8 protein-coding genes are annotated in these 11,491 nt (G+C 61.4%); 7 read left to right on the plus strand and 1 reads right to left on the minus strand.

Going from position 1 to position 11,491, the window contains the following annotated elements; genetic code table 11:
- Positions 1-22 precede the first annotated feature (22 nt).
- The gene (locus PMI18_RS05200; RefSeq protein WP_007905654.1) at positions 23-796 is read right to left on the minus strand and encodes a helix-turn-helix transcriptional regulator; all 774 of its coding nucleotides are present in this window, start codon (positions 794-796) and stop codon (positions 23-25) included.
- A gap of 111 nt (positions 797-907) precedes the next feature.
- Between PMI18_RS05200 and PMI18_RS05195 the strand changes: the two genes are divergently transcribed.
- The 7 genes from PMI18_RS05195 (at position 908) to PMI18_RS05165 (ending at position 11,414) form a co-directional block, all read left to right on the plus strand.
- Positions 908-2,011, plus strand: coding sequence for a polyamine ABC transporter substrate-binding protein (locus tag PMI18_RS05195; protein WP_007905657.1), 1,104 nt, complete (start codon positions 908-910; stop codon positions 2,009-2,011).
- Between the two features lie 191 nt (positions 2,012-2,202).
- Positions 2,203-3,324 carry a DmpA family aminopeptidase gene (locus PMI18_RS05190; protein ID WP_007905659.1) on the plus strand — a complete coding sequence of 374 codons (1,122 nt, stop codon included), beginning with the start codon at positions 2,203-2,205 and terminating at the stop codon, positions 3,322-3,324.
- 446 nt (positions 3,325-3,770) lie between these two features.
- The gene (locus PMI18_RS05185; protein ID WP_007905662.1) at positions 3,771-5,528 is read left to right on the plus strand and encodes an L-lactate permease; all 1,758 of its coding nucleotides are present in this window, start codon (positions 3,771-3,773) and stop codon (positions 5,526-5,528) included.
- Between the two features lie 226 nt (positions 5,529-5,754).
- Positions 5,755-7,128 (plus strand): glutamine synthetase family protein, encoded by a 1,374-nt coding sequence (locus tag PMI18_RS05180; protein WP_007905665.1) that lies wholly within the window; start codon positions 5,755-5,757, stop codon positions 7,126-7,128.
- A gap of 7 nt (positions 7,129-7,135) precedes the next feature.
- Positions 7,136-8,527 (plus strand): aldehyde dehydrogenase family protein, encoded by a 1,392-nt coding sequence (locus tag PMI18_RS05175; protein WP_007905667.1) that lies wholly within the window; start codon positions 7,136-7,138, stop codon positions 8,525-8,527.
- Between the two features lie 3 nt (positions 8,528-8,530).
- On the plus strand, positions 8,531-9,691 hold the full coding sequence (locus PMI18_RS05170; RefSeq protein WP_007905669.1) for an iron-containing alcohol dehydrogenase: 1,161 nt from the start codon (positions 8,531-8,533) through the stop codon (positions 9,689-9,691).
- Positions 9,692-9,848: 157 nt separating this feature from the next.
- Positions 9,849-11,414, plus strand: a complete 1,566-nt coding sequence (locus tag PMI18_RS05165; protein ID WP_007905671.1) for an amino acid permease — start codon at positions 9,849-9,851, stop codon at positions 11,412-11,414.
- Positions 11,415-11,491 lie beyond the last annotated feature (77 nt).

Consider the following 11,491-nt stretch of genomic DNA (forward strand, 5'->3'; position numbering starts at 1 on the left):
GCAGGCTCGCTCCCACAAGGTATCAACGCGGCTGCAACACCAGCGCAAAAAGCTCCCCATGCCCATTCACATTAAGCTTGTGATAGAGATTGCGCCGATGCACCTTCACCGTTTCCGGGGAAATACCCAGTTGCTGGGCGATGGCTTTGCTGGAGAAGCCCTGGAGAATCAGCCGCGCCGTTTCGACTTCACGCACCGATAAACGCGCATCGAAACGATCCAGCAGGGTCGCCAGATCGCCAGCCACGGCCTCGGCGGTCGGCCCTTCCGGGGGCACCAGCTGCAGGTGACGGCGCATGGCCGCCAGCACCCAATCGCGCACACACAGCAGACGGCCCTGCTCTTCAAGGGTGAACGTCGTCGAGCGGCCCAACGATAAACCGAGTACCGCGCCGTCGACGTTGACCATGAACTGCAACTCGTCGCGACCCACCACCGAGCGGAAGTAGCTCAGGTAATACTCGCTCTGCTGAAACTGGTCGGGAGCCACGGCGGCCAGGCTGTGCAAGCCATCGGCAATACCGGCACAAGCGGCCTGGTAGAACGGATCGAGCAGGTACATGCCGGCGCTGTAGTCCGCCAGTTCTTCATGCTCGTCGGCGCCACCCTTGGAGTCGAAATCAATCAGCAGCCGTGGCACTCGCCCCGATCGCATTACCGCGACCAACGCGTTATCCAGTGGCACCAAAAGCTGTAGCGTATCCACCAGCGCACGCCAGAACCCGTCCTGACCCAGCGCCGCAAAGACCCGCGCCAACCCTTGGTGCACCGGCAATTCTTTGAGCAACGCGTCCACGCCCTACCCCTTTCGAGTAACCCATGATGGGAATGGGTGAGTCCCCCGCCTGCCGATACGCTGCAAGCACCTGATCATCACCGGCCTGCAGCAGGCCAGGAGTGCCGCATCATGAGTTGTCATCGCTCGCATATCAACCTGGGACTGGGCGCCTGTTTGTGCGCTTCGCTTTCGGCGGTCGCCGCTGACGCCCCCACCGTGAACGTCTACAACTGGTACGACTACATCGGCCCCAACACCTTGCAGGATTTCAAGCGCGACACCGGGATCCAGCCGGTTTACGACACCTTCGACAGCGCCGAAGTCCTGGAAGGCAAACTGCTGACCAGCCGCAGCGGCTACGACGTGGTGGTGGCCAGCAACTTCAGCTTGCCGACGCTGATCAAGGCCGGGGCGCTTGCACCACTGCCCCGCGCACAAATGCCTGACTACAAAAACATGGACACCGGGCTGCTGGCGAAACTGGCCAACAACGATCCGGGTAACCAGTACGCTGTGCCGTATCTGTGGGGCACCAACGGCATCGGCTACAACGTCGACAAGGTCCGCGCCGCCTTGGGCGACAAGGCGCCGGTGGACTCCTGGGAACTGGTGTTCAATGAAGCGAACCTGGCCAAGCTCGGCGAGTGCGGCGTGGCGATGCTCGACTCGCCTTCGGAGATGCTGCCGGTCGCGCTGCATTACCTGGGCCTGCCACCCAACAGCACCAACCCCGAGGACTACAAGAAAGTCCAGGCACTGCTGCTCAAGCTGCGCCCGCATATTGCCTACTTCAACTCGTCCAAATTCATCAGCGACCTGGCCAACGGCAATATCTGCGTGGCGGTGGGTTGGTCCGGCGCGATGCTGGAAGCCAAGACCAACGCCGAGCAGGCAGGCAATGGCGTGAAGATCGCCTACAGCCTGCCGAAGGAAGGTGCGCCGATGTGGTTCGATACGTTGGTGCTGCTCAAGGACGCGCCGCATCCGCAACAAGGCCTGGCGTTCATCGACTACCTGATGCGCCCGGAAGTCATCGCCCCGGTCACCGACCACCTGTCCTACCCCAACGGCAACCGCAGCGCGACCCGCCTGGTGGCCGAGGCGACTCGCAACAACCCCGCCGTTTACCCACCGGCCGAGGTCATGGCCAAGCTGTTCACCCTTGAACCGCTGCCCAAGGCGACCGAGCGCGTCCGCACTCGCGTCTGGAGCACCGTGAAGAACGGTCAGTGATCCCCGATGCCTCTCAACCAAGCGCAATCCCATGTGGGAGCGAGCCTGCTCGCGATGACGGTGGGTCTGTCGATAGCCGTGTTGAATGATAAACCGCTATCGCGAGCAGGCTCGCTCCCACAGGTTCCGCACCTGACTGGCATTTGTCAGTAAACCCCTTTTTCTGCCACGAATTGAAGATGAGAGAAACGATGAAACCACGAGCCCGCGACCTGAACATTCAGTTCGGCCAACTGCAACCCGGCCCTCTCAACGCCATCACCGATGTGCCCGGCGTACGGGTCGGCCATAGCAATGTGCGAGGACAAACCGCCAGCGGCCGCGACATCTACACCGGCGTCACGCTGATTGAGCCACGCGCCGGTTCCGCCAATCAACAGCCATGCTTCGCCGGCGTCCATGTGCTCAACGGCAACGGCGATGCCACGGGGCTTGAGTGGATTCGCGAGGCGGGTCTGCTGACCAGCCCGATTGCCTTCACCAACACCCATAGCCTGGGCGTAGTGCGCGACGCGCTGATCGTTTTGGATCGTCAGGAGCAACCCGACGAAGGGCGCCTTTACTGGAACATGCCCGTGGTGCTGGAAACGTTCGACGGCTTGCTCAATGACATCAACGGTTTTCATGTACGTCCGGAACATGTGGCCGAAGCTCTGCGCACAGCCGTTGGCGGCCCGGTCATCGAAGGCGCGGTGGGCGGTGGCAGCGGGATGATCTGTCATGAATTCAAGGGCGGGATTGGCACCGCATCGCGCCGGCTGAATGGTGCTCAAGGAGGCTGGACCGTCGGCGCAATCGTCCAGGCCAACCACGGCATTCGTCACGAATTACGCGTCGACGGTTACCCCGTGGGGCGTTATATGGAGCAGGTCGACTCGCCCTTCCTCAAGGCCTCCCTGCCCCATCCGGGCATGGGCTCCATCGTCGTCTGCCTGGCCACCGACGCGCCTCTTTTGCCACACCAATGCACGCGCCTCGCGCAACGTGCCAGCCTCGGCCTGGCCCGCACCGGTGGCGGCAATGAAGACCACAGCGGCGACATTTTCGTGGCATTCGCCACCGGCAATCAGCACGTGCCGCCGGCCGCCTATGAAGGCAAAGGCGCACCTACTTGCGATCACCTGAGGATGGTCAACAACGACCACATCAGCGAACTGTTCCTGGCCGCCACCGAAGCAGTGGAAGAAGCCATCATCAACGCCCTGCTGGCCGCGAACACCACCGAAGGCAACGGCCATACGGTGCCGGGCCTGGATGCCAACACCTTGCTCAAAGCGCTGCGCCAGGCCGGTTGGCCGGGAGGATTAGACTAATGGTACTTGAGTACCAGCCACCGGCTTCTTACGATGTTGATACGTAGCGGTTGGAGGTTTAAAGCCGTTGCGTAGGTGGTGAGTGAACTGAACCCCAATAAGCTCACCACTTGTTTCATGCGCATCTTGAGCCTCTGGGCTCTACTTCCTCCCCATCAAAGAGCTTTGAGGCTCTTTTTTTGTCTGTAAAAACTCCAGCCCGGCATCTGACCGCAACGCGAGTCAGGACTTTGTAGGAGCCAGGCTTGCCGGCGAAGGCGTCCTTGAAAGTGCCTTCGCCGGCAAGCCTGGCTCCTACGAAAGCTCGCTTACTGACGCCGACTGCAAAACAGCCCGTTCAGACTGAGACAACCCCCGCCAGGACAGCAACGTAATGCCACCTATACTCCAAACCACCTTCCCCCACGGGGGTCTGCGCTACCAACAATAAAAAGCAGAGGTGGAACATGGTCTGGCAGCAAATCTACGACCCCTTCGGCAACCCGTTGCTATCAACCATCATGGCGGCGGTGCCGGTGGTAGTGATGCTGGTCTCCCTGGCGTTTTTCCACATCAAGGCGCATCTGGCGGCATTGTTGGCCCTGGGCTCGGCCTTGTTGATTGCGATTTTCGCCTTCGGCATGCCGGCGGACATGGCGGGCTCGGCCGCGCTATATGGTGCCGCCAACGGTCTGCTGCCGATCGGCTGGATCGTGCTTAACATCATCTTCCTGCATCGGCTGACCACCGAGAACGGTTCGTTCAAAGTGCTGCAGGATTCCCTGACGCGCATCACCGACGATCGACGTCTGCAACTGCTGTTGATTGCCTTCTGCTTCGGCGCCTTCTTCGAAGGGGCCGCCGGTTTCGGCACCCCCGTGGCGGTGACCGGGGCCATTTTGATCGGGCTGGGCTTCTCGCCCCTGGCCGCGTCTGGCCTGGCGTTGATTGCCAATACCGCGCCCGTGGCGTTCGGCGCCCTGGGTACGCCCATCATCACCTTGGCCAAAGTGACCGGGCTGGATGAAATGGAGCTGTCGATGATGGTCGGTCGGCAATTGCCATTTTTCTCGGTGATCGTGCCGTTCTGGCTGATCTGGGCCTTCGCCGGCTGGCGCAAGATGCTGGAAATCTGGCCGGCGATCCTGGTCGCGGGAATCAGCTTCGCCATACCGCAATTCCTCGTGTCCAACTACCACGGGCCGATGCTGGTGGATGTAATCGCCGCGCTGATTTCCATGGCCTGCCTGACCGGTTTCCTCAAGGTCTGGAAGCCAGCTACTGTGCACACCTCTGCCGCCTTGTCGGGGCGCGCCGACAACTCCAGTGTGGATGTGGACCCGGACGAGAAACCCAGCGCGACTTTTGCCAGCGACGCCAAACCTGCCGTAATGCGGGCGTGGATGCCATGGATCATCCTCACGGTCTTCGTGTTTGCCTGGGGCACCCAAAGCTTCAAGAACCTGTTCGATACCCGCCCGGCGATAGATCCGCAAACCAGCGCCGCCAAGCTCGATCCTCAGGGTAAGCCAATGCGCGAGGCGAACCCGATCTTTGCCCCGACCTTGACCTTCACCACCATTCACCAACAAATCGAGAAGGTGCCGCCCGTGGTACCTACACCTAAAAAAGAGGACGCGGTCTACAAGTTCACTTGGCTCACCAGCACCGGCAGCGGCATCTTGCTGGCGGCGATCCTCGGCGGGCTGCTGATGGGTTATTCGATCCCGCAGCTGCTGCACCATTACCTGCGAACGCTGTGGGTGGTGCGTTACTCGCTCATCACCATTGTGGCCATGCTTGCCCTGGGCTTCCTGACCCGCTACTCGGGCCTCGACGCGACCATGGGCCTGGCCTTCGCCGCCACGGGCATTTTCTACCCCATGTTCGGCACGCTGCTCGGCTGGCTCGGCGTTGCCCTGACCGGCTCGGACACGGCCTCCAACGTGCTGTTCGGCGGCTTGCAACGGGTAACCGCCGAGCAACTGGGCCTGAGCCCGGTATTGATGGCCGCGGCCAACAGCTCCGGCGGGGTCATGGGCAAGATGGTCGACGCCCAGTCGATCGTGGTCGCGTCCACCGCCACCCGCTGGTACGGCCATGAAGGGGAAATCCTGCGCTACGTGTTTTTCCACTCCGTGGTGCTGGCGATTCTGGTCGGCGGGCTGGTGACATTGCAGGCTTATGTGGCGCCGTTCAGTCAGATGGTGGTGGGCGGGAATTAACCGAGGCGACCGCTGTTGACCATGGCCCGGCATCGCAACCCGGGCATGGCTCACGCCAGATAACCGCCGTTCACATCAGGCCGAAACTTGCGCATGGCAACAGTAGGCTAAGCTTTCAGCAGCTCATTGCTCACGATGCTCGATTCTGCAGGGTTTGGTTTTTTCTGGAGAGCGTCTGCAACAGCTATTTCAGACAGGCCCAAACCTTTCACGCAGGATTGACGTGATGACCGAGCCCCTCCTCAGCTTTGATGCACTCAAGCGCGCCGCTGCCGCCGGCGAGATCGATACCGTGTTGGTCTGCATGGTCGACATGCAAGGACGACTGGTCGGCAAGCGATTCCAGGTCGAGTTTTTCATCGACAGCGGCCATGAAGAAACCCACTGCTGCAATTACCTGCTGGCTGACGACATCGACATGGAACCGGTGCCGGGTTACGCCGCAGCCAGCTGGAGCAAAGGCTATGGCGACTTTGTCCTGAAACCCGACATGGCCACCTTGCGTCGCGTGCCCTGGCTGGAATGCACGGCGCTGGTGCTCTGCGACGTACTCGATCATCACCACCGACGCGACCTACCCCACAGCCCGCGGGCGATCCTGAAAAAGCAGATCGAGCGCCTGCGTGAACGCGGCTATACCGGCATGTTCGCCTCGGAGCTGGAGTTCTATCTGTTCGACGAGAGCTATGAGGCGATCCACGAGCGCAACTACCACAAGCCGAAGACCGCCGGCCATTACATCGAGGATTACAACATCCTCCAGACCACCCGCGAAGAGCCGGTGCTGCGGGCGATTCGTAAGCATCTGCAAGCCTGCGGCATTCCCGTGGAAAACTCCAAGGGTGAATGGGGGCCGGGGCAGGAAGAGATCAACATCCGTTATGCCGATGCCCTGACCATGGCCGACCACCACGTGATCATCAAGCACGCCTGCAAGGAGATTGCGCAACTGCAGGGGAAGGCGATCACGTTCATGGCCAAGTGGCGCTACGACGCCGCCGGTTCCAGCAGCCATGTGCACAATTCGCTGTGGGACAAGAATGGCAAAAAATCGCTGTTCTTCGACCCCAAGGCCGAGTTTGGCATGTCGAAACTGATGCGTTCCTGGGTGGCCGGGCAGCTCAAATACGCCAACGACATCACCTGTTTTCTGGCGCCCTACATCAATTCGTACAAGCGCTTCCAGGCCGGCACTTTCGCGCCGACGCGGGCCGTGTGGAGTCGGGACAATCGCACCGCAGGCTTTCGCTTGTGTGCGGAAGGCAGCAAGGCCATCCGCATCGAATGTCGCATCGGCGGTGCCGACCTCAACCCCTATCTGGCCTTCGCTGCCTTGATCGCCGCAGGCCTGGCCGGTATCGACGAAAAACTCAGCCTGACGCCGCCCTTCGAGGGCGATGCCTACGTCGACGAGCACTTGCCCGAAGTGTCGAAAACCTTGCGCGATGCCTGCGCCGCGCTCAAGGCGTCGAGCATGTTGCGCGAGGCATTCGGTGATGAAGTGATCGACCACTACGTGCACACCGCCGAGTGGGAACAGAAAGAGTACGACCGGCGCATCACCGACTGGGAACTGCAGCGCGGCTTCGAGCGCTATTGAGCACGCCATGACTGAGATCGTTCAACTCATCTCCCCGGTCGATGGCCGGGTCTACGCCGAACGCCGCCGTGTCGATGCGGCGCAGCTCGACCAGGCTCTGGCAGCTGCCGCAGCCGCCCAGGTGCAATGGCAGCGCCGGCCACTGAGCGAACGCGCCGCATTTTGCAGCGCCGCCGTGGACGCAATGCTGGCGATGAAGGCCGAGATCGTGCCAGAGCTGGCCTGGCAGATGGGTCGCCCGGTACGCTTCGGCGCCGGCGAGCTGCGCGGTTTCGAAGAACGTGCGCGGCACATGATCGCCATTGCACCTGAAGCGTTGGCGGCGATTGAACCTGCGCCTGTCGCCGGTTTTCGGCGCTGTATCAAACGCGAACCGTTGGGTACGGTGCTGGTCGTTGCACCGTGGAATTACCCCTATCTGACGGCGGTGAATACGATCATCCCGGCGCTGATGGCGGGCAACAGCGTGATCCTCAAACACGCCACACAAACGTTGCTGGTGGGCGAGCGTTTCGCCGAGGCCTTTCGCCGCGCCCATCTGCCCGAAGGCCTGTTCCACAACGTGCTGCTCGATCATCAGCAGACCGCCGCGATCATCGCTTCAGGACGCGTGCAGCAGGTGAACTTCACCGGCTCAGTCGACGCCGGTAAAGCCATGGAAAGCGCCGCCACTGGATGCTTCCTTGGCGTGGGCCTGGAGCTCGGCGGCAAAGACCCGGCCTACGTTCGGGCAGACGCCAACCTTGAGCATGCGGTGGAAAACCTGGTGGACGGCAGTTTCTTCAACTCCGGGCAAAGCTGCTGCGCCGTCGAGCGTATCTATGTCGATGAAAAAATCTACCCGGCCTTTGTCGAGCGCTTCGTCGCCTTGACCCGCCAATACGTGCTGGGCAATCCGCTGGACGAAGCCTCCACCCTCGGCCCGCTGATTACGCCGAGCGCCGCTGAATTCGTTCGCGGGCAGATCGTCGATGCGCTGGCACAAGGGGCCAGGGCGTTGATCGATGCAAAGGACTTTCCCGCCGATGCACCGGGCAGCGCCTACCTCGCGCCGCAGGTACTGGTGGACGTCACCCACCAAATGTCGGTGATGCGCGAGGAAAGCTTTGGCCCGGTGGTCGGCATCATGCCGGTGGCCAGCGACGACGAAGCCATCGCGTTGATGAACGACAGTGAGTTCGGGCTCAGCGCCTCGATCTGGACCCAGGACCTCGCCGCCGCCGAACGCATCGGCGACGAGATCGCCACCGGCACCGTGTTCATGAACCGCTGCGATTATCTGGACCCGGCACTGGCCTGGACCGGGGTGAAAAACAGCGGGCGCGGCGTCACGCTGTCGCGTCTTGGCTATGAACACCTGACCCGCGCGAAATCCTTCCATCTGCGCCACGAGATCTGAGCCATGAGCCTGACCGCGAACTGGAATTACCCCACGAGCATCCGCTTCGGCGTCGGCCGCATCGCCGAACTGGCCGAAGTCTGCCGCAGCCAAGGGATCCAGCGACCGTTGCTGGTTACCGACAGTGGCCTGGCGCGTGCCCCGATCACCACCGCGGCAGTGGAATCCTTACGCGCCGCCGGCCTTGGCGTCGCGCTGTTTTGCGACCTCAAGCCCAATCCGATTGAAGCCAATCTGGCAGGAGGACTCGACGCCTGGCGCGCCGGCAACCACGATGGCGTGGTCGCCTTCGGCGGTGGTAGCGGCCTGGACATGGGCAAGCTCATCGCGTTTATGAGCGGCCAGACCCGACCGGTTTGGGATTTCGAAGACATCGGCGACTACTGGACACGCGCCGACGAAAGCAGCATCGCCCCGGTCATTGCGGTGCCGACCACCGCGGGGACTGGTTCCGAGGTGGGCCGTGCGGCGGTGATCATCGACGAACGTACGCACACCAAACGCATCATCTTTCACCCGAAAATGATGCCGCGCATAGTCATCAGCGACCCGGCCCTCACTGTCGGCATGCCGGCAAAAGTCACCGCCGGCACCGGCATGGATGCCTTTGCCCATTGCCTGGAATCGTACTGCGCTCCCGGCTTTCATCCGATGGCCGAAGGTATTGCGGTGGAAGGCATGCGCTTGGTGGCCAATGCCCTGGTACGCGCCGTACACACCCCCTCCGACCTCGACGCGCGTGCGCAAATGCTGGCGGCTGCGGCGATGGGCGCCACCGCTTTCCAGAAAGGCCTGGGTGGCATGCACGCACTCGCCCATCCTGTGGGCGCCCTGTACGACACCCACCACGGCATGACCAATGCCACGTTCATGCCCTATGTACTCAAGTTCAATCGCCCGGCCATCGAAGAACGCATCACCCGCCTGGCGGCTTATTTGCGCCTGCCCTCCCCGGGCTTCGACAGCTTTCTGGCCTTCGTTCTCAAGCTGCGCAAAGACATCGGCGTGCCGCATACGCTGTTTGAACTGGGGGTGGATGACAAGCAGGTCGATTTAATCGCGGACATGGCGATTGTCGACCCCTGCGCCGGCGGCAACCCGCTGCCATTGACACGAAGTGGCGCGGCAGAAATTTTCGACGCGGCGTTTCACGGCCGTCTCTAGAGCAATCGTCTGTCCTGGCCAACGTGTGAGCACGAAAACCTGGATGGATTTCAACCGTTAGAGGCAGGAGCAGTACGACAGGGGGTTGAAGACAAACCCATTCGGCAACGCACAACCCGGATGGATGTGGATCAAAACCTGAACAAGAGCACACGCTATGAGTCCAGTAAGCCAACCCGGCGCCACCGCGCCACAAGACGACGACCTCAAGGTGTTGCACAACATGGGCTATGCCCAGCAACTCTCGCGACGCATGGGCGTTTTCTCCAACTTTGCCATTTCCTTTTCGATCATTTGCATCCTCTCGGGTGGCATCAACTCACTGGCACAGGGCACTTCGGGTGCAGGCGGTGCAGCCATCGGCATCGGCTGGCCACTGGGCTGCCTGATCTCCGGGGTTTTCGCCATGGCCATGGCACAGATTTCCTCGGCCTACCCAACGGCTGGCGGCCTTTATCACTGGGGCTCGATTCTCGGTAACCGCTTCACCGGCTGGCTGACGGCCTGGTTCAACCTGTTGGGACTGATCACGGTGCTCGGCGCGATCAACGTCGGTACCTATTACTTCTTTTTCGGCGCCTTCGGACCGGCCCTGGGAATGGAAGACACCATCACCACACGGATCTCTTTCCTGGCGATCCTGACTGGCCTCCAGGCCTTGTGTAACCACTTCGGCATCGGCCTGACCGCAAAGCTCACTGACTTCTCGGGCTACCTGATCTTCGCCACGGCGCTCGCGCTGACCATCGTCTGCCTGATCGCCGCCCCCAGCTTTGAGTTCGCCCGGTTGGTGACCTTCGGCAACTACTCCGGCGAAGCCGGCGGCAACGTCTGGCCACAGGTGTCGAACGGCTGGATTTTCATGCTCGGCCTGCTCTTGCCGATCTACACCATCACCGGCTATGACGCCTCGGCGCATACTTCCGAAGAAACCCATCGGGCATCCGTGTCGGTACCGGTCGGGATGGTCAGCTCGGTGGCCTGGTCGTTGCTGTTCGGCTGGGTGATGCTCTGCTCGTTTGTACTGATGCTGCCAAGCATGGACGAAGCGGCGAAGCAGGGTTGGAATGTGTTCTTTTGGGCGATGGACACTCAGGTGAACCCGGCGATCAAGATGGCGCTTTACCTGGCCATTTTCATCTCGCAGGTTCTCTGCGGGCTGGCGACCGTGACCTCGGTCTCACGCATGATCTTCGCGTTTTCCCGTGACGGCGGCCTGCCCTTCTCCAAAGCATTGGCCTCGGTCTCACCGACCCATCGCAGCCCGGTGGCGGCGATCTGGACCGGTGCCACGCTCGCGGTGTTGTTCGTGTGGGGATCGTCCCTGGTATCGATCGGCGAAACCCCGGTTTACACGATCGTGGTCTCCTGCACGGTGATCTTCCTGTTCTTCTCTTTCATCATTCCCATCGTGCTGGGCCTGTTTACCTACGGCACTGCGAAGTGGCCGACCATGGGGCCGTGGAACATGGGGCGCGGGTTTTACTCGTTGTTCGCCATCCTCTCGGTCCTTTCGATGGTGCTGATCTTTGTCATCGGCATCCAGCCACCGAACGATTGGGCGCTATACATCACGCTCGGTTTTCTGCTTCTGACAGCAATCATCTGGTTCGCCTTTGAAGCCCGACGCTTCCAGGGCCCACCCGTGGGCGACATGATCATCAAGCGTCAGGCAGAAATTGCAGCGGCTGAAGAGGCGTTGAACAAACAGGCGGGGAGCTGATTGCCATTAACGGTAAACCGGACATGTAGGAGCCAGGCTTGCCGGCGAAGGCGCTCTTAAGGACGCCTTCGCCGGCA

Origin of the sequence: Pseudomonas sp. GM102 (genome assembly GCF_000282555.1) — a bacterium.
Lineage (GTDB): Bacteria > Pseudomonadota > Gammaproteobacteria > Pseudomonadales > Pseudomonadaceae > Aquipseudomonas.

Coding starts and splice junctions, on each gene's coding strand:
- PMI18_RS05195 (WP_007905657.1), top strand. CDS start 908: ATGAGTTGTCATCGCTCGCATATCAACCTGGGACTGGGCGCCTGTTTG.
- PMI18_RS05190 (WP_007905659.1), top strand. CDS start 2,203: ATGAAACCACGAGCCCGCGACCTGAACATTCAGTTCGGCCAACTGCAA.
- PMI18_RS05185 (WP_007905662.1), top strand. CDS start 3,771: ATGGTCTGGCAGCAAATCTACGACCCCTTCGGCAACCCGTTGCTATCA.
- PMI18_RS05180 (WP_007905665.1), top strand. CDS start 5,755: ATGACCGAGCCCCTCCTCAGCTTTGATGCACTCAAGCGCGCCGCTGCC.
- PMI18_RS05175 (WP_007905667.1), top strand. CDS start 7,136: ATGACTGAGATCGTTCAACTCATCTCCCCGGTCGATGGCCGGGTCTAC.
- PMI18_RS05170 (WP_007905669.1), top strand. CDS start 8,531: ATGAGCCTGACCGCGAACTGGAATTACCCCACGAGCATCCGCTTCGGC.
- PMI18_RS05165 (WP_007905671.1), top strand. CDS start 9,849: ATGAGTCCAGTAAGCCAACCCGGCGCCACCGCGCCACAAGACGACGAC.